Origin of the sequence: Roseibium sp. (assembly GCF_048260565.1) — a bacterium.
In the GTDB taxonomy this organism is placed as follows: domain Bacteria; phylum Pseudomonadota; class Alphaproteobacteria; order Rhizobiales; family Stappiaceae; genus Roseibium.
Map to the genome: position 1 here is coordinate 327,571 of NZ_JBLXGP010000001.1, position 17,083 is coordinate 344,653.

Genomic DNA, 17,083 nt, shown 5'->3' on the forward strand with positions numbered 1-17,083 from the left:
TCTTGGGCCGCTTCATGGGCCTGTCGGAGGACACGCTGCCGGTCGAGATGGATTTCCTGGCGGATCGTCTGGCGGGAAGGTGAGGGGGGCTTTTGCCAATCCGAAGGCAGCCTCCTCCAGACCGAAAATGCATACATGCCGGTTGCAATCCGCCCGCAGATCGCCGACCTTCGGGCCGAATTCCGAGCTGATCGGATCGATCGCGATCATCGCTATGTATCCGAACGGCACGGAACCTTGACGCCCTGACCAAGAACAACCACCCGAGGAAACAAATGGCAATCGAGACGACCCATGTGGGCAGCCTGCCGCGCGGCGAAAAACTGTCGGCCCTGCTTCTGGCGAAGGACAAGGGCGAGGACTTCGACAGGGAAGAATTCGAGGCGGTTGTTCAGGCGGCGATCAACGAGGCCGTCCGGCATCAGCGCGAGGCCGGGGTCAGCATCGTTTCCGATGGCGAGTTGGGCAAGGTCGGCTATTCGACCTACATGCAGGAGCGCCTGAGCGGCTTCGGCGGGCATATCGACCGCAAGCCCGCGCAGGATCTGGCGGAACATCCGGACCTCGCCAGAAAGCTCAGCGCCATCATGGGCAAGCAGGAGTTCACCCGTGCGTCCTGTATCGGCGAGGTCAAGCTGGTCGACCTGCAGCCGGCCCTCGACGATATCCGCCGCTTCAAGAAAGCCCTTGCCGAGGAAGGCCAGGGGACGCGCGCCTTCATGAACGCGGCGTCGCCGGGACTGATCACGGCGTTCCAGGTCAACCGCTATTACCCGAGCCACGAGGCCTATCTGGACGCCCTGGTCGCGGCGATGCGGCCGGAATACGAGGCCATCCTCGATGCCGGGCTGGATATCCAGTTCGATTGTCCGGACCTCGCCATGTCCGCCCATACCGGTTACCAGGACGCCTCGGAGGAAGAGTTCCTGAAGATCGCCGCCGCCAATGTGGAGGCCCTGAATGCGGCCACCGAAGGCCTGCCGAAGGAGCGGATGCGCATGCATCTGTGCTGGGGCAACTACGAGGGGCCGCACGATCACGATATCGCTCTGGAAAAGGTGATCGACATCGTGCTCGCCGCCCGCCCGTGCACCATCCTGTTTGAAGGCGCGAACCCGTGCCACGAGCACGAATGGGTCGTCTGGCGCGACACGGCGATCCCGGACGACAAGATTCTCGCGCCGGGCGTCATCGACACCTGTTCCAACTACGTGGAGCACCCGGAGCTGATCGCCCAGCGGCTGCAGCACTTCATCGATATCGTCGGGACCGACCGGGTGATCGCCAGCACCGACTGCGGCTTCGGCACCTTCGCCGGCTACGGCAAGATCGATCCGGACGTCACCTGGAAAAAGCTCCGCAACCTGCGCAAGGGCGCCGATCTGGCCGCAAGCCGGAATTAGGCGAAGGCACGGCGCAAAGGCCGGGGCGAATTTGATCGGCAAGGCCAGGAGGCTACAGCTTCACATCTTCGCCCTCCTTGCAGTTTGATCGATGCGAGTGGATTGCCCGGACTTCGCCGTGCAATGACACCGGGGAAATGGCAAGGCTTGCCTGCACGCACTGCGTCATCGCACGGCGAAGTCCGGGTGATCCAATCCACTTCGGCCCGCTTCCCGAGCGCCGGTACGGTTCACATCCCGCTCCACCCGGTTCGGCTGGAGTGGAAATGACATGTGTGAATGTCGTAGCCCGGAGGGAGAGGTTATCTGGAGCAAGCGGCCGACCAATTCGATCAAAGGCATTTGCCTTTGGCGCCGGTCCCTTTGCCGTCGACCCGCGCCAGCGCATCCAGATGCCTGGCACAGCGGTCCGCCGTGTCGGCGAGAAATTTCAGGCTTTCGGCGTGGTCCTTCAGAACCTCCGCCGGGACCGGCTGCCGGTCGAGCAACTGCAGCTCGCCCAGATAGGTCATTCCCGCCTGCAGGCGGGAGAAGTCCTCCAGAATATCCGCAACCAGTCGGCGTCGGACCTTCCGGGTTTCCCATTCCTCCAGGGCCAGGATGGTGCGGTCAACCTTGTCCTGGCACGCGCAGGGCAGGTCCAGGGCGGACAAGGCGCGCTGGACCCGGTCCAGAAATTCGTCCGGCCGGCCATGGTTGGTGTCGGCCGGCGTTGGCCCTAGAGGCTCAAGTTCTCTTTCTTCCACCCTGCATCTCCGTTCAGATAGGCATTGCAGATAGAGGCGGATAGTCCCGTTTCTTCAAGCTTTGCTTCGAGTTCGTCCGGGGGGATCCCGCCGTCCAGGCTCTCCCGGAAGAGCGTGGCGACCCGAACCATGTCGATGGAATGGGGCGACAGGCGCAGGCGAGAGATGCCGAGGCTGTGCAGGTGGTCCGGGGCAAGCGCCGCGACCTGATAGCTGTCGGACAGGGTCTGGATCCCGTTGGCGGCCAGGAAGCGCTGCCCGTCCAGCGTGGTGACCTCCATCCCGTCCGGATCCTTTTCGCAGACGAACTGGCAGGAATCCTTGCTCAGCCCGTGGGAGCGGGCGTGGTAGCACCGCGAGGAAAGCGCCAGCGGCAGCCGACCGAAGGCGAAGAGTTCGATCCCGACCTCGGGCACCAACGCCGCGATCTTGCGGATCGAGGACAACGGCAGTTCCACCGGCGGGCACCAGTCGGTCGCGCCGCGCGCCGCCAGGAAGGAAAGACAGGCCTCGTTGTAGCAGTTGAGGAACGGGCCGGCGGTGAATGGTTTGCCCGAACGCGCGGGAAGCATGGACATGTCGTTGATTTCAATCGGCAGGTCGTAGGCCGCCTGCAGGGTCAGTGCGTTGCGGTCCCGCTTGCTGGCGGGTTGCGCCAGGGCTGAAAAGACGACGGTTTTGCCCGCGCCGGTCAGCCGTTCGATCACGTCGGCCCAGATCGGGTCGGTAAAGGGCATGCGCTTGCCGCAGACGACCTCGCCGACATAGACCCGCTCGACCGGGGCCTCGTCCGCGATCCGGGCATAGAAATCGGCCATACGGTCCGCCGGCCAGTTGAACAGACAGGGCCCGAGGGCGAGTTCGATGGGAGAGGCGTTCATGTCCGTCTATCTCCAGGTTTTCCGGTAGGAGCCCGCTGTCTGGCGCCCGCCCTCCGACAGGCTGTTGAGGACGGCCATGTCGGGAAGCGCGTCGACTTCGGAGGCGAGGGCGTCCACGGCGGAGCGGAAGGCCCGGACCACCTGGCCGATATAGGCCTTGCCTCGCTGGCGTCCCTCGATCTTGAGCGCCGTGACGCCGGCTCTCGCCAGCTCGGGCAGCAGGTCGGCGGCGTTCAGGCTGACCGGGTCCTCGAACAGGTGGCTGGTTTCGCCCCGCGCGGCAAACTGCCCCTTGCACAGCGTCGGGTAACCGGCGGGTTCCCCTTTCGGGACGCAGTCGACGGTGAAGCCGCCGAGCCGCGTCAGCAGGTTGCCGGACGCATCCTCCGAATAGGACACGTGGTCGGGCGGCGAACACACGCCGGTCAGGTTGGGAGACTTGCCGGTGGCATAGGAGGACAGCGCGCAGCGACCTTCGGTCATCACGCAAAGCCCGCCGAAGACGAAGACCTCCGTCTCGACGGAGATCTCCGCGTTGAGCGCGGCGATTTCGGGCACCGAAAGAACGCGCGGCAGGACCACGCGTTTGACGCCGAAGGTCCGCGCATAGAACTCGATCGCTTCCGGCGTGTTGGCCGCGGCCTGCACGGAAAGATGCAGGCGCTGCGCCGGATGCCGGGTCGCGCAATGGTCGAGAACGGCGATATCCGCCGCGATGATCGCATCCGCGCCGCTTGCCACCGCCCGGTCGACCGCCCGCCGCCAGGTGTCCGTCGCTCCGGCCGTGGCGAAGGTGTTGATGGCGACCAGAACCTTCGCGCCCGCCTTGTGCGCATAGGCGATGCCGTCACGCAGCTCCTCGGGGGAGAAATTGAGCCCCGGAAAATTGCGGGCGTTGGTTTCGTCGTTGAAGCCGCAGTAAACGGCGTGGGCGCCCGCGTCGACCGCGGTGCGCAGCGAGGACGGGGTGCCGGCCGGGCAGACCAGTTCGAGGACCGGGGGAGCCGTGCCCGTCATCGGCGTGCGCCTCCGGAAGCCGGCCGGTCCGGCTCTCGAGCGCCGGTCATGTAGCGCGCCATGTCGAGCGCCCGGCCGGCGAACCGGTTGGCAAGATCGGCCGCTGTACCGGTCAGGCCGGCGAATTCCGCCGGTGTCAGATCGGCTTCCTCAAGGGTGTTGCGCAGGGCCAGCACGTGATCCATCCGCCCCTCGATCCGCAGGCTGCGGCTGAAGAAGACCGCGTCACCGTCGAACGTGCCGTCCAGCAGGCCCAGCAGCACGAGAAACGGCGCTCGGATGACGGCCGCAGCACCCCTGGTCTTGTCCTTGTCCACGATACGGACCCTTGGGTTCTGCCGGTCCAGGGACAGGTGAAAGGCGTGGGGCAGGTCGTCGGGAACGACGGCGATCGGAACCTCCGCCGTATCGCCGAGACGGGCCATCAGGTCGGGCCGCCTGGCAATCAGGCTGCGGATCAGGCGGGAGAGAATTTCTTCCATGGGAGCTCGGGGCATCGGGGTGAGCAGGGAGGAGATGAAACCCGGCAGAAGGCCGGGAGGAGGTAGGCTGTCGGACATGGCGCACTCGCTTTGCTGCGCTGACGCTATCGTGCCTGCCGCGGGTCGATACTTGATCTAAGTCAAGGACGTTCCGGAATTAAATTCCAAGAACGAGGGGAGGCCGACTTGTCATAGTGGCCGGAACAGGACTGGCACCCATATGTCCGCGCGCGAACTGCCCCGTTTTCCGGATCTAAGAAGCTTCCTGAGCCACCTCGAAGCGCGCGGAGACCTCATTTCCTCGCCGGTTTCCGCCAATATCCACCTGGAGGCCACCGCCTTGCACCGGCGGCTGATTTCCTCCGGCGGGCCGGCGCTGCTCTTGCGCAATCCGGTGCGGCCGGACGGGAGCCGCGTCGAAATGCCCCTGCTGGTCAATCTGTTCGGAACCCGGCAGCGGGTCGCGGAAGGTCTGGGCGTGAGGCCGGATCACCTGGAACAGCTCGGCACGTTCCTGGCCGCGCTCCGCTCTCCCAGGCCACCCCGCAACATGGCCGATATAAAAGAGCTTTATCCGATGGCCAAAGCCGGCCTTGCTGCCCGGCCGAAGATCGTCCGGCCGGGCCGGAAGCTGGAAGAGGTCGCGCCGGACCTGTCCCGTCTGCCGGTTCAGACCTGCTGGCCCGGAGATGCCGGGCCACTGATCACCTGGCCGGTCGTGATCACCCGCCCGCCGGGAAAGGACGATCCGCGCGACTATAATCTCGGCATATACCGGATGCAGGTTCTGGGCCCGCAAAAGGCCATCCTGCGCTGGCTGCCGTTCCGGGGCGGGGCGCGCCACTACCGGGCATGGCAGCAGGAAGGCAAGCCCATGCCGGTCGCCGTCGTGATCGGCTGCGATCCGGCGACATTGCTGTCCGCCGTCATGCCGGCGCCCGGCGATGTCAGCGAACTGACCCTTGCAGGTATCCTGAACGGCGCGCCCGCCCGGCTGATGCCTTGCGGAAAAATTCCCCTGCATGTGCCGGCAAGCGCGGAGATCGTGCTGGAGGGAACCGTCCGGCCCGGCGAGACGGCGCTGGAAGGCCCGTTCGGCGATCACACCGGCTATTACAACGATGCGGCCCCCTATCCGGTCTTTCATCTGGAGGCGCTTAAGCTCCGGCCCGGCGCGCCGTATCTGTCGACCTTCACCGGCCGCGCGCCCGACGAGCCGTCGGTGATCGGCGAGGCCATGATCGATGTCTTCCGCCCGCTGCTCCGGCAGGCCATTCCGGAAATCCTGGATATCCATCTGCCGCCGGCGACCTGTTCCTACCGGGTTGCCGTCCTGAAGATCGACAAGTCCTACGCAGGCCAGGCGCGCCGGGTGATGATGGGCTTCTGGTCCCTGCTGCCGCAGTTTTCCATGACCAAATACGTGATCGTGGTCGACGGGGATGTCGATATCCGAAGCTGGGACGACGTCATGTGGGCGGTTGCCACACGGGCGGATCCGGAACGGGACCTGATGGTTCTGGAAAAGACACCGGTGGACCAGCTCGATTTCGCAAGCCCCGTGGAGGGGCTCGGCGGCAAGCTCGGCATCGACGCGACGGTCAAGATCGGGGCCGAGACGACGCGGCCCTTCGCCGACGCACTGTCGATGCCCGAAGAGGTGGAACGGCGCGCGGATGCCTTGTTCGGCCGCCTGATGGCAGGCCGTGAAACCATGGATGCACCGCAGGAGGAAATGCCATGTCCCGCCACGTGATCGTCGGCATATCCGGGGCCTCGGGCGCGGTTCTGGCGCTTGAGATCCTGAGACTGCTCGCCAACCTCGATGTGGAGCGGCTGACCGTCGTTTCCCGCGGGGCGGAGAAGACCATCGCCCACGAACTGGGGGCAGAGGGCAGGGAAGAGATCCGCCGCCTTGCGACCCGCGAATTTGCGCCGGAAGACCTCTGCGCTCCGATCGCCAGTGGTTCCCACCCTGTCGATGCCATGCTGGTGGCGCCCTGTTCCATGCGCTCGCTTGCGGCGATCGCCTACGGAACGGGGGAGGGGCTGCTTGTCCGGGCCGCCGATGTCTGCCTCAAGGAGCGCCGGCCGCTGGTGCTTCTGGCCCGCGAGGCGCCGCTGCATGCAGGCCACCTGGAAGCGATGCTGAAAGTCACCCGAATGGGCGGCATCGTGTTCCCGCCGGTTCCGCCGTTTTACGCCGGACCGGAAACCCTGGACGACATGATCCGCCAGATCGCGGCAAGGGCGCTTGCGACCGCCGGCATCGATCCGGGTCCGTCCCTGAGCCGCTGGACGGGAGCGGCCTGAAGAAATGGAAGGTCTGTCCGGGGTTCGCACCATCCGCAAACGCCCGCGATAATGTACAACCCGTCCACCCGGCGGCCCCTCGGTCCGCCTTCACGGTCATCGGGGCGGTCGCAGGGGATACTTCTCCGGGCTTTGAATATGCTCGGGCCGGACGCCCACACCGATTACCGACGCCAGCCTGTGCTGCAGGAAAGGCATCCGGGAGGCGAGGCGGGCGGGCAGGGGCGGCTTGCTCGGTTTGGACGTTTCCAATGCGGGGGCGATCAGCCGGTTCTGCGCCTGAACCTGAACGAACTGGGTCGCCTTGATCGGCCACAGTCGCCGCTCGCGTAAGCCAGGCAGAAGCGGGTCGACGTCCTGACCTTCCGCCAGCGGACCGGCCAGAAGGTTGGCGGCCGCGACCGCATCCTGGACCGCGAGATTGATGCCGACGCCGCCGATGGGCGACATGGCGTGGGCGCTGTCGCCGATCATCAGGAGACCGGGGCGCGACCAAATCTTGAGCCGGTCCACTGTGACCGTCAGCAGCTTGACTGCGTCGAGGTCGGTCACCGCATCGACCAGCCCGGCGAGATGGGGCGCGGCCGTGACGACGACGGAGTGGAAGTGCTCCAGCCCCTTGCCTTTCACGTTTTCCGCAGCCCCTTTGGGAATGACGAAGGCGCACTGGAAATAATCGCCGCGATCGATGGTGATGACGACGCTGCCCTTGTTCATGTTGAACAGCGGCTCTTCCTCGTGGAAGCCCTCGGGGCGGGGCACCTTGAACCACAACACGTCGATGGGCGCGCCGATGTCCTCCACCTCGAACCCGGCGCGATCGCGCACCAGCGAACCTCGGCCGTCGGCACCGATGACGAGTTTCGCCCGTACCTCCAGCGGACCCTCCGGCGTCTCGGCATGAACGCCGGCGACGCGCTCGCCGTCGAAGATCAGATCGGTGACCTCCGCACTTTGGCGCAACTGGTAGGTCGGCAGAGGCGACGCCACCGAGTTCAGGAAATCCAGGAAGTGCCACTGGGGCATCAGGGCAATGAACTTGCAGGTGGTATTGCAGTGGGAGAAATCTGCCAGATGCACGAGCTCGTCGCCGAAGCGGGCCGACAGCCGGCTTAACTGCTGGTGCGGCCGGGCGAGAAACGCTTCCAGAACGCCCAGCTCATGCATCAGTTCCAGCGTGGAGGGGTGGACGGTGTCGCCCCGGAAATCCCGCAGGAAATCGCCGTGCTTTTCAAGGACGACGGTCCTTGCGCCCGCGCGGGCAAACAGAAGCCCCGCCATGACGCCCGCCGGACCGCCGCCGACGACGCAACAATCGACGTCCAGTTGATTGACCATCCGAAGGGCTCCAGCAGCTTTCAACGGCGCCACTCTATCCGATTCCGCTTCGAAGCAGACATCGGTATCATCGACATAATTACCGATTACGTAATGGCGCCGTCAGGGTGACCCATGCGCGAAGGTGGGGCCCGATTTGCCACAACATCCGGAGCCGGAGAGCCGTCAATCGACGTAGCGTTCGACGACGCTGCGCAGGCTCAGGCCCTGGACGATGACGGTGAAGAGAACCACCGCGTAGGTCGCGGTGAGGAGGACGGATTTCTCCGCGACCTCGGGCAGCGACAGGGCAAGGGCGATGGAAATGCCGCCGCGCAGCCCGCCCCAGGTCAGCACCGGGATCGTGCCGCGTGTGAACACGTGGTTTGAGCTCAACAGCAGCACCGGAACCGCCACGGCAAAGAAGCGCGCGCCGAGCGCGATCGGCACCGCGAGCGCGACCAGCCAGCCGAAGGACGGGTCGAGGCGCAGGATCAGCACTTCCAGGCCGATGAGCAGGAACAGCACCGAGTTCAGGATTTCGTCGACCAGCGTCCAGAAGGCGAAGATGTAGCGCTCCGTCCGCTCGCTCATGGCATCGTTCGGGCCGCGGTGGCCGAGCAGGACGCCGGCCACGACGACGGCGATCGGGCCGCTCATGTGCAGCTTGCCGGCCAGCGCATAGGTGCCGGCGACCACCGCCAGCGAGATCAGCACCTCGATGGTGTAGTCGTCGATGGCGCGCATCGCCCGATAGGCGAGATAGCCGGCGGCCAGGCCGAGCACGGCGCCGCCGAGGGCCTCGACGAAGAACAGCTCGCCGATATGGATCAGGTCGATGCCGTCGCCGGAAGCGCCGACCGCGGCCGCAAGCAGGACGGTGAAGATCACCACGCCGACGCCGTCGTTGAAGAGCGACTCGCCGGTCATTTCCGCCTCGAGCGTGGCGGGCACGCGGACCGTCTTCAGCGTCGAGAGCACCGCCACCGGGTCGGTCGGGCTGATCAGCGCGCCGAACACCAGCGCCCAGGCAAAGGGAACCGGAACGCCGAGCAGCTCGGCCGCCAGCCAGAAACCGGTGCCGACGATCCCGGTGGAAATCAGGACGCCGACCGTTGCCATGGTGCCGACGGTCCAGGCCCGGTCCCTCAACTGCTCGAAATCCACATGGAGCGCGCCGGCGAACAGGAGAAAGGCCAGCATGCCGTCGAGCACGGTGTTCTGGAAGTCGACCTGCCGGATGATGTTCGTGAGATCCTCATGAACGAGGATGTCAGGGAAGGCGAATTCGATCCCGATCAGCACCAGCGAGGCCGCAAGCCCGATGACGAGCAGGCCGATGGTGTGCGGCAGATGGACGAAACGGTGATTGATCCAGGCGAAGACGGCGGTCAGCACCAGGAGCATGGAAATCAGATCGTAGACGGACAGCATAATGAACCGGAGCCAGGAAAAGGAGCGCCGCGCGGGCCAACCGATTAAAGCACCGCCCGGCCCAGACGCGCAACGAGAATGCCGGAACCGACCGGCAGAACGACGCTGTCCATGCCGTCCGTGGCGCGGACCGCATCCGCGAAGTCGAGATGTTGTTCCCGGCCGTCGCGCAGCATGTTGTCGGCCACCAGAATGGCGCCCGGCGCAAGGTCGGGTTTGAGCAACTCGTAACTGGGCAGATAAAGATCCTTCCAGTGGTCGATCAGGACGAAATCCCAGGGGCCCGACAGATCGCGCTGGATCTCCAGCGCATCGCCGACCAGAAACTCGACCGCATCGGCCAGACCCGCCTTTTCCGACATCTGCCGGGCGAAAGCGGATTTCTCCTCATACTTCTCGATCGTCGTCACCCGGCCGCCGGCGGTCTTCGCGGCGGAAGCGAGCCAGAGCGTGGAATAGCCGAACGAGGTGCCCAGTTCCAGGATCCGCGGCGCTTCGAGGCTGCGCGCGAGAACCGCGAGCAACTGGCCGGTCTCCGGGCCGACCGGCATGAACCGCTCGCGACCGTCGTTGAACGGCGCCCCCTCCAGGGTCCGTGTGCGATCCTCGATCAGACGGTGATACGCGTCGAGAACGGCGGTAAAGCGGGCGTCGTCGGTCATGGTTACCCTATTGGAACATGGCTTGCGGGATCATCAGGGCAATGGACGGGAAGGCGACGATCGTCAGCAGGCAGGCCGCCATGGCGAACCAGAACGGCAACACGCCCTTGAAGATCGTACCCATGGGCACGTCTCCGGCCACACTCTTCACCACGAACACGTTCAGACCCACCGGCGGCGTGATCATGCCCATCTCGATGACGATGACGGCGACCACCCCGAACCAGATCGGATCGAAGCCCAACGCGGTGACGATCGGGAAGAAGATCGGGATCGTGACCACCAGCATGGCGAGCCCGTCCATGAACATGCCGAGCACCAGATAGGCGATGACGATCATAAGCAGGACGCCGTAGGGGCCGAGGCCCGCGGAGGTCATCGCCTCGCCGAGCGTTGCCGGCAGATGGGTCAGGGCCAGGAACGGGTTGAGGATGCTGGCACCGATCACGATCAGATAGAGCATCGCGGTGGTGCGCACCGTATCGACCACGGCCTTGACCAGGTCGTTGCCCTTCAGCTTGCCGGTAAAGAGCGCCATCAGGATCACCAGCCCGGCGCCCACGCCGGCGGCCTCCACCGGTGTGAACACGCCGAGATAGATGCCGCCGATGGAGACGACGATCACGATCAGCAGCGGCGCGGCGCGCAACAGGGCGGTGAACCGCCTGGCCAAGGGCACGGCCTCGCCGGGGCGTCCGGCCTCCGGATCGACCAGGGTGATCAGCCCGACGGTGATCATGAAGAACGCGGTCAGAAGGATGCCCGGCAGGATACCGGCCATGAACAGCTGGCCGATGCTTTCCTCCGTCAGGATGGCGTAGAGCACGAAGCCGGTCGACGGCGGAATGAGAAAGCCGAGCGTGCCGCCGGCCGCAATCGACCCGGTCGAGAGCGCGTCGGAATAGCCGAAGCGCTTCATTTCCGGCAGGGCGACCTTGCCGATGGTGACCGCGGTCGCCACCGACGAGCCGCTGACGGCGGCAAACGCCGCGCAGCCGATGATGGAGGCGGAGGCGAGCCCGCCGCGCAGCCAGCCGACCCAGGCGAAGGCGGCCTCGTAAAGGCGGCTGCTGAAGCCGGCGACGGACGCGATGTTGCCCATCAGGATGAACAGCGGCACCACGGTCAGGGAGTAGTTCGAGGTGGCCGAGAACGTCTCGGTGACGAGCAGCGCGTTGGCGGAGCGGTCGCCGTTGAGGATGAGGGTTCCGAAATAGCCGACGGCGAGCATCGCCATGCCTACGGGCATGCGCAGGATCATCAGGATGAACATTGCGCCCAGGCCGCTGAGGCCGATCATGAAGTCACTCACCGCGACTTGCTCCTGCACGAAGGATGTCTATGAGTTGAAGAAGAAGCACCAGGGCATAAAGGGCCGCGCCCGCGACGAGCAGCCCGTAGAACGGCCACAGCGGGATCTCCAGCATGTTGGTGGCATCGCCGAATTCGGCGGCGTCCGCGAGTTTCGTCCAGGACCGCTGGGCCAGCATCACCAGGATATAGATCGCGATGCCGCGGGACAGGATGTCGCCGAGAAGGCGGCCGTAGCGGCCGATCTTGTCGTCGAACACATCCACGCGAATGTGGATCTCGTCGCGCGCCGCCGCCGGCATCGCCAGCATCACCAGCACGACGGAGGCGAGCTGGATGACTTCGTTGCCGCCCAGGATCGGAGCCTCGAACACATAGCGCATGATCACGCCGGCAAAGGTCGCGATCAGGAGCAGGCCCAGGGCCAGCGACGATAGCAGGGTCAGCAGGCGAACGGCCCATTCGACGACTGTCGAACGGGCCAGTTCCGGTTTTGCGGTCCGCACGGTCGGGTTACTCGCCCTTCAGCGCCGCGACATAGGCCGATGCCTCCAGGCCGTCGGCATCCGCATCGGCGATGACCTTGGCGACGACCGGGGCAGAGGCCTCGTTGAATCTGGCGGCTTCCGCGTCGGACAGGACGATGACTTCCTTGCCCTCGGTGGCCTTGAACTTCGCAAGGGCCTTGTCGGCAATGGCGAGCCAGGCCTTGTTGCCGTTCAGGGCAGCCGTCTTGCCGGCCTCCAGCACGACCTTCTGCTGGTCATCGCTCAGGTCGTTGAAGCTGTCGCGGTTCATGATCAGAAAGAAGCTGGAGATCGTCGTGTCCATGCCCATGGTGATGTACTTGGTCACTTCGGCCAGTTTGAACGCGCCGAGCGTGGTCGCATCGATCATGGCGCCGTCGAGCACGCCGGTCTGCATGGCGTTGTAGATTTCCGGAGCCGGCATGGAAACCGGCGTCGCGCCCCAGGCTTCGACCACGAGGCCGGCGTTGCGCGACGGCACGCGGATCTTCAGGCCTTTCAGGTCTTCAAGCGAACGGATCGGCTTTTCCGCGGTGAACAACAGGTTCGGGGCGTTGTTCCACAGGGCCAGCAGGGCCACCCGGCGATACTCCTTGGCGAGCATGTCGGAATTGGCCTGGACTTTCGCCGTACCGGTCTCCGCGTCGATGACGCCCGGAAGCTCGGTCAACAGGGTCTTGGGGAAGTTCGACGCGGTGTAACCCGGCAGGCCGAAGGCAATGTCGGTCACGCCGTCGACGGCGCGGTTATACTGCTCCTTGGGGCCCGGGCCCAGTTCGCCGCCCATGAACACGGTGACGCTCACGTCGCCGTTGGTGCCTGCCTTGATGGCCTCGTCCATGGGCTTGTAGACCTGTTCGACGACGAAGTGGCTCGGCGGCTGAAAGTCCGCAAGCTTCAGTTCGGCTGCGGACGCGGCGGATGCCGAAAAGACAAGCGCGGCCGCGAGAGCGGAACGGAGTGTCCGGGTTTTCATCGCATTTCCTCCTTGGAGTGGATTGTATCGATTGTCGGGTTATCAGGGGTCCGGCCGCGCGCCGTGTCACAGGCCGCCCGGTTACGGGGCAGGGCTGCCCGGGGCAAACTGGAGACGGCTGTCGGTGGGTTTCCCATTCGGACCCTTGTTTCCAATTCTGATCTGGCTCCTGATAGCGACCGGCCGGTAAGGGCAGAAATTGATTGTCCGTCCCGTCTATTCAAAAAGCGTAGAGCCGGCGGCAGTGTCCCGTTGGGGGAATTTCCCGCGCAGATTGAACAGGTTGGAGAGAGAGGCAGACGCCTGACAGGCGCCGGTGCCACCGTCGATGCGGACTATAACCTATCCTCCCGTTCGCAACCAGATCCCGGAGGAGCGCCCCAGTTCGAGCGTTCACAATCCTGGCCGAACCCGGCCTGGCGGATGCATGCGGTCCTCCTCCGCCCCTTACGCTTTTGCAGAGCTTCCGCCGTCAGGCAACATGCGGTTCCGATACGCAGCGTTCACTATTTTGGACAATGGAGGGGAGGTGGAGCGAAATTCGCGCTTGACCCTGACACTAGCGTCAATCGGCCAGGATCGGCTCGGCGCGCAGGACGCGTCCGTGTCAATCAGGGAAACAGGCCGAGATGAGTGAACAGACGAACTGGCAGGGCAAGGTCGCCATCGTGACGGGCGGAAGCGCCGGCATCGGGGAAGCCACCGCGTTGGCGCTGACGGAGCAGGGCGCGAACGTGGTCATCACCGGACGGGACGGGGCGAAGCTTGCCCGTGTTGTCGACAGGAGCGGTGCGGCGAAGAGCGCGGCAATCGAACCCGTGCAGGCCGACAGTGCCGACCCGGCCGGCGGCAGGCGCATGGTCGAGGCGGCGATGGACCGGTGGGGCCGGCTGGACCTGGTCGTCAACAACGCCGGAGCGGGCAAGCCGCTGCCCATCGACGCCTATGATGCGGAGACACTCGCTGAAATCTGCGCGGTGAACATCATCGCCCCGTCGCTTCTGATGAAGGAGGCACAGACGGGTTTGCGGGAAACGAAGGGCGCGGTCGTCAACATCGGAACGGCCGTCTCCCAAAACGCAGCACCCGGCCTGGCCCACTATGCGGCCACCAAGGCGGCCCTGGAGCATCTGACGCGCTCCTGGGCCATCGAGCTTGCGGGCGACGGCATCCGGGTGAATGCGGTCTCTCCCGGCCCCGTCAAGAGCGGTGCCCTGACAGGCATGATGGGACTTCCTCCCGAGGTTGCGCAATCCATCGAAGAGACCGAGGCGGCCCAGGTCCCGCTGGGGCGGCGCGGGGTGACCGCCGATCTCGTGCCGTGGATCCTGAGGCTGGGCAGCCCCGCCAATGAATGGCTCACCGGGCAGGTGATCACCATTGACGGCGGCTGGTCGCTGCGGAGTTAGTGCCAGCTTCCTTGAAAACGGGGATTGACCCTTACATTAGTGTCAAGGTTCTAAACATGCGTCTGGAACCCCGTGGAAAGGAGCCGGAATGCAGATCAGGGAAGCCGCCGAACGGCTTGGCATCACGGAGCGCATGCTGCGCCACTACGAAAAGGCGGGCCTCATGGAAGCCCGCCGCTCGGACAACGGCTATCGCAGCTACACCGACGCCGACCTGCGCCGCGCGGGCCGGATCCGCGATCTCATCGCCACCGGGTTTTCAACGCGCGAAGTCCTCGCCATGGCGCCCTGCCTCTCCGACGAGGGCGCGGGCCCATGCGAGGACGGCATTCCGCAACTGCTGAAAAAGCTGGAACAGATCGACCGGCTCAGAGCCGATCTCGATGGGAAACGGGAAGCCGTTCTCGAACGTCTCGCCGTGCTCAGGGAGGCGCTTTCGGTTCGGCCCCACGCGACGCAAGTCCCTTCGAGAGCGGGATCGACGTCTCCGCTGACGCATTTGGATCTCTCAGCTTCGGCGCGTGACCATCGGCGGCAAGCGTCCTGATGATGGCACGAACCGCAGAAACGCCGGCGTGGCGTCCTGCACATTTTCCCGAATGAGAAGTTCACCATCACGAATGCAATTTATTGGCGAAAAGAACTTTCATGTTCGACGTGGTCTTGCATAATAAAGGTATCGCAATACCCGAGAGAAATTTATGAAAATCAGTTTGGCAGCCGTTTTCGTCATTTCCATTTTATCACAATTTCTGCCGGAAATTGCTACGGCGCAGGACGCTTTGGTCTCGGTTAAGACGCTTCAGTCCGATATGAACCGAATTGAGGATGAGATCGAGCGTGCGGAAGCAGAAAGCGGTAAGTATAAGGGTGGCGCACTTGCAGTCCTCTCCGCGCTAAACCTCGAAACCCTGCGACTAACCCGATCCATCCTAGAGGCACGTATCGCCGCTGAGCAAAGCGGAGCTCCGATCGAGATCACTGTACCGGCGGTCAAACCTGATCCGGAAATGGCAGCCTCGATCCTAGCCGATATCCAGCGACAAACCGAGATAGTCGACCAGGCGAAATCCGAGGCTGGCAACTCCGCTGGACTCATGCAGGCCTTGGCGCTCACACGATATGAAACCGAACGCCTTACCCTTGCCCAATTGCAACAGGCTTGGTTTCGCGCGCAATATGGCATCGCTTTCCCGATGACAGGGGCACCTCAGGCTTCGCAGGCCGCGACCGCTTCTCCAGAGGCGGATCAGGCGGCAGAAAACAGCGCCAACAGCAAGCCCGAATGGGCAGACGCGGACTTCCAGAACATCGACTATGGTCAGGAGATCTTCCGGCAATTGGCAGCTCAGTCTTTCGACATTAAGGGGTGGTGGGGTATAGAGCGATCACGGGCGTCAATTGATGACTCACCGCAGATTTACGCCATAAATGTTTCCGCTTACGGAACAGGCTACAGCGACCACCCCACTCTAAAGGCCATGTGCATCGAGCACGAGGCTCGCGTTATCTTCGATGCGGACTCGTTCATCATGGGCGATTACAACTCCGATACACTGCCGGTAACGGTGCGTATCGACAAGGAGCAAGCCCACGGAATGCAATGGTCCAAGGTGACCAGCAATAAGGGCGCTGGACTTTTCGGTGCAAGCGCCGAAGAATTTATGCGAGATCTCAAGGGTAAAGAGAAGATATTCCTTCGCCTGCAGGGGGATCGTGGCAAGCAGGTCGATATGAATATCAAACTCGCTGGTGTGGATACGGTTCTCGCTGAGATTGCCAACGCCTGTCAGTTCAGTCTCCTGGATCTCCGGAAGGAGGACTACGTCGCAATCCAGACCCTGCTGAACGCGGCCGGCTTCGACCTGGGAACGCCAGACGGGCAGTGGGGGCCGGCATCTCGCAAGGCAATTTCTGACTACCAGACTTCAGTCGATCTGCCCGTGACTGGCGTCCCTGATGAGGCGACCCTTGCTAAGATGGGTGTTGTACCCAACTGATCCGGGAAATGTTGTCCCTCACTTCGTAATTAGGGTGATCTACAGGGCAACTTTATGGCCAATGGTGTGCCTCGGCGCTTATGTCGATAAAAGTGTGTGAGTGGCGCATGTGGTTTATTTCAAAAAAGCAACCACTACATCTATTGCACTGGAGGCACTTCGTCCCTAATTGTAACAATGCTTGGCTTTTTCTGGTCTGCGGGCTCCTTGTGAGCGCCGTGACGATCGGAACGGGCGGGTCGGCGAACGGTCCTTCACCGTGGTTCGGCCTACAGGGTGCCGAGGCCGTATACCATATCAATGGCGGCCAAGGTCCTGGTGAGCAAACGGCAAGCCTTGCCTCTCACATGGCCATTGCCCTTCATTTCGATATTGAAATGAGGCTTCGGGTGGTCAGTAGGGTTTCTTTTGGGCTTCGCCGGGATCCTGCGCGCGATTTTCGCTTGCATTCCGCCCGAAAAAGGTAAGCTACCTTAAGAAGGAGGAATGCGCGATGCCGAATATCGACGCAACTAAAAACGTGCCCGCGTTTTCCGCGGGTGCCTGAGCGCCGCGGCGACCTGTCGTGGTGCGCTCATCCTGACCACTCTGGTCTGCGGGCTCCT

General features: G+C 63.9%; 16 protein-coding genes. 6 read left to right on the plus strand and 10 right to left on the minus strand.

The window, feature by feature from the left end:
• Nucleotides 1–275 precede the first annotated feature (275 nt).
• Nucleotides 276–1,403, plus strand: a complete 1,128-nt coding sequence (locus tag ACN0SO_RS01480; RefSeq protein WP_417673792.1) for a cobalamin-independent methionine synthase II family protein — start codon at nucleotides 276–278, stop codon at nucleotides 1,401–1,403.
• Nucleotides 1,404–1,735: 332 nt separating this feature from the next.
• Here the strand turns inward: ACN0SO_RS01480 and ACN0SO_RS01485 are convergent, their stop codons facing one another.
• From ACN0SO_RS01485 to ubiT, 4 genes are read right to left on the minus strand one after another with little or no spacing between them, the layout of a single operon-like run.
• The gene (locus tag ACN0SO_RS01485) at nucleotides 1,736–2,149 is read right to left on the minus strand and encodes a hypothetical protein (protein ID WP_417673794.1); all 414 of its coding nucleotides are present in this window, start codon (nucleotides 2,147–2,149) and stop codon (nucleotides 1,736–1,738) included.
• Complete coding sequence (gene ubiV, locus ACN0SO_RS01490; protein WP_417673796.1) at nucleotides 2,122–3,030, minus strand: ubiquinone anaerobic biosynthesis protein UbiV; 909 nt, start codon at nucleotides 3,028–3,030, stop codon at nucleotides 2,122–2,124. The genes ACN0SO_RS01485 and ubiV overlap by 28 nt, the downstream gene beginning before the upstream one ends.
• Before the next feature lie 6 nt (nucleotides 3,031–3,036).
• A complete protein-coding gene (gene ubiU / locus ACN0SO_RS01495) occupies nucleotides 3,037–4,047 on the minus strand; it encodes a ubiquinone anaerobic biosynthesis protein UbiU (RefSeq protein ID WP_417673798.1) in 1,011 nt (336 codons plus the stop codon).
• On the minus strand, nucleotides 4,044–4,607 hold the full coding sequence (ubiT, locus tag ACN0SO_RS01500) for a ubiquinone anaerobic biosynthesis accessory factor UbiT (protein ID WP_417673801.1): 564 nt from the start codon (nucleotides 4,605–4,607) through the stop codon (nucleotides 4,044–4,046). Before ubiT ends, ubiU begins: the two co-directional genes overlap by 4 nt.
• A gap of 142 nt (nucleotides 4,608–4,749) precedes the next feature.
• On the opposite strand from ubiT, the gene ACN0SO_RS01505 reads away from it, so the two are divergent.
• A complete protein-coding gene (locus ACN0SO_RS01505; RefSeq protein WP_417673803.1) occupies nucleotides 4,750–6,285 on the plus strand; it encodes a UbiD family decarboxylase in 1,536 nt (511 codons plus the stop codon).
• Nucleotides 6,270–6,842 (plus strand): UbiX family flavin prenyltransferase, encoded by a 573-nt coding sequence (locus ACN0SO_RS01510; RefSeq protein ID WP_417673805.1) that lies wholly within the window; start codon nucleotides 6,270–6,272, stop codon nucleotides 6,840–6,842. The genes ACN0SO_RS01505 and ACN0SO_RS01510 overlap by 16 nt, the downstream gene beginning before the upstream one ends.
• Before the next feature lie 96 nt (nucleotides 6,843–6,938).
• Here ACN0SO_RS01510 and ACN0SO_RS01515 read toward each other — a convergent pair whose 3' ends face one another.
• The 6 genes from ACN0SO_RS01515 to ACN0SO_RS01540 all read right to left on the minus strand — a co-directional run bounded on the left by ACN0SO_RS01515 (nucleotide 6,939) and on the right by ACN0SO_RS01540 (nucleotide 13,069).
• Nucleotides 6,939–8,180 (minus strand): FAD-dependent oxidoreductase, encoded by a 1,242-nt coding sequence (locus ACN0SO_RS01515; RefSeq protein WP_417673807.1) that lies wholly within the window; start codon nucleotides 8,178–8,180, stop codon nucleotides 6,939–6,941.
• Nucleotides 8,181–8,345: 165 nt separating this feature from the next.
• Nucleotides 8,346–9,593: a cation:proton antiporter gene (locus ACN0SO_RS01520; protein WP_417673809.1), complete on the minus strand. Its 1,248-nt coding sequence runs from the start codon at nucleotides 9,591–9,593 to the stop codon at nucleotides 8,346–8,348.
• A 44-nt stretch (nucleotides 9,594–9,637) separates the two neighbouring features.
• A complete protein-coding gene (locus ACN0SO_RS01525; RefSeq protein ID WP_417673811.1) occupies nucleotides 9,638–10,255 on the minus strand; it encodes an O-methyltransferase in 618 nt (205 codons plus the stop codon).
• A gap of 7 nt (nucleotides 10,256–10,262) precedes the next feature.
• Complete coding sequence (locus ACN0SO_RS01530) at nucleotides 10,263–11,567, minus strand: TRAP transporter large permease (RefSeq protein ID WP_417673813.1); 1,305 nt, start codon at nucleotides 11,565–11,567, stop codon at nucleotides 10,263–10,265.
• On the minus strand, nucleotides 11,560–12,072 hold the full coding sequence (locus ACN0SO_RS01535; protein WP_417673815.1) for a TRAP transporter small permease: 513 nt from the start codon (nucleotides 12,070–12,072) through the stop codon (nucleotides 11,560–11,562). The genes ACN0SO_RS01530 and ACN0SO_RS01535 overlap by 8 nt, the downstream gene beginning before the upstream one ends.
• Nucleotides 12,073–12,079: 7 nt before the next feature.
• A complete protein-coding gene (locus ACN0SO_RS01540; RefSeq protein WP_417673817.1) occupies nucleotides 12,080–13,069 on the minus strand; it encodes a TRAP transporter substrate-binding protein in 990 nt (329 codons plus the stop codon).
• A 629-nt stretch (nucleotides 13,070–13,698) separates the two neighbouring features.
• Between ACN0SO_RS01540 and ACN0SO_RS01545 the strand changes: the two genes are divergently transcribed.
• The 3 genes from ACN0SO_RS01545 to ACN0SO_RS01555 all read left to right on the plus strand — a co-directional run bounded on the left by ACN0SO_RS01545 (nucleotide 13,699) and on the right by ACN0SO_RS01555 (nucleotide 16,478).
• Nucleotides 13,699–14,478, plus strand: a complete 780-nt coding sequence (locus tag ACN0SO_RS01545) for an SDR family NAD(P)-dependent oxidoreductase (protein WP_417673819.1) — start codon at nucleotides 13,699–13,701, stop codon at nucleotides 14,476–14,478.
• Nucleotides 14,479–14,566: 88 nt separating this feature from the next.
• A complete protein-coding gene (locus tag ACN0SO_RS01550) occupies nucleotides 14,567–15,025 on the plus strand; it encodes a MerR family transcriptional regulator (RefSeq protein WP_417673821.1) in 459 nt (152 codons plus the stop codon).
• Nucleotides 15,026–15,179: 154 nt separating this feature from the next.
• Nucleotides 15,180–16,478 carry a peptidoglycan-binding domain-containing protein gene (locus tag ACN0SO_RS01555; protein WP_417673823.1) on the plus strand — a complete coding sequence of 433 codons (1,299 nt, stop codon included), beginning with the start codon at nucleotides 15,180–15,182 and terminating at the stop codon, nucleotides 16,476–16,478.
• Nucleotides 16,479–17,083: the final 605 nt, after the last annotated feature.

Excerpts from the sequence above, each read along its gene's own strand:
- ACN0SO_RS01480 (WP_417673792.1), top strand. The coding sequence starts at position 276 with ATGGCAATCGAGACGACCCATGTGGGCAGCCTGCCGCGCGGCGAAAAA.
- ubiV (WP_417673796.1), bottom strand. The coding sequence starts at position 3,030 with ATGAACGCCTCTCCCATCGAACTCGCCCTCGGGCCCTGTCTGTTCAAC.
- ubiU (WP_417673798.1), bottom strand. The coding sequence starts at position 4,047 with ATGACGGGCACGGCTCCCCCGGTCCTCGAACTGGTCTGCCCGGCCGGC.
- ubiT (WP_417673801.1), bottom strand. The coding sequence starts at position 4,607 with ATGTCCGACAGCCTACCTCCTCCCGGCCTTCTGCCGGGTTTCATCTCC.
- ACN0SO_RS01505 (WP_417673803.1), top strand. The coding sequence starts at position 4,750 with ATGTCCGCGCGCGAACTGCCCCGTTTTCCGGATCTAAGAAGCTTCCTG.
- ACN0SO_RS01510 (WP_417673805.1), top strand. The coding sequence starts at position 6,270 with ATGTCCCGCCACGTGATCGTCGGCATATCCGGGGCCTCGGGCGCGGTT.
- ACN0SO_RS01515 (WP_417673807.1), bottom strand. The coding sequence starts at position 8,180 with ATGGTCAATCAACTGGACGTCGATTGTTGCGTCGTCGGCGGCGGTCCG.
- ACN0SO_RS01520 (WP_417673809.1), bottom strand. The coding sequence starts at position 9,593 with ATGCTGTCCGTCTACGATCTGATTTCCATGCTCCTGGTGCTGACCGCC.
- ACN0SO_RS01525 (WP_417673811.1), bottom strand. The coding sequence starts at position 10,255 with ATGACCGACGACGCCCGCTTTACCGCCGTTCTCGACGCGTATCACCGT.
- ACN0SO_RS01540 (WP_417673817.1), bottom strand. The coding sequence starts at position 13,069 with ATGAAAACCCGGACACTCCGTTCCGCTCTCGCGGCCGCGCTTGTCTTT.
- ACN0SO_RS01545 (WP_417673819.1), top strand. The coding sequence starts at position 13,699 with ATGAGTGAACAGACGAACTGGCAGGGCAAGGTCGCCATCGTGACGGGC.
- ACN0SO_RS01550 (WP_417673821.1), top strand. The coding sequence starts at position 14,567 with ATGCAGATCAGGGAAGCCGCCGAACGGCTTGGCATCACGGAGCGCATG.
- ACN0SO_RS01555 (WP_417673823.1), top strand. The coding sequence starts at position 15,180 with ATGAAAATCAGTTTGGCAGCCGTTTTCGTCATTTCCATTTTATCACAA.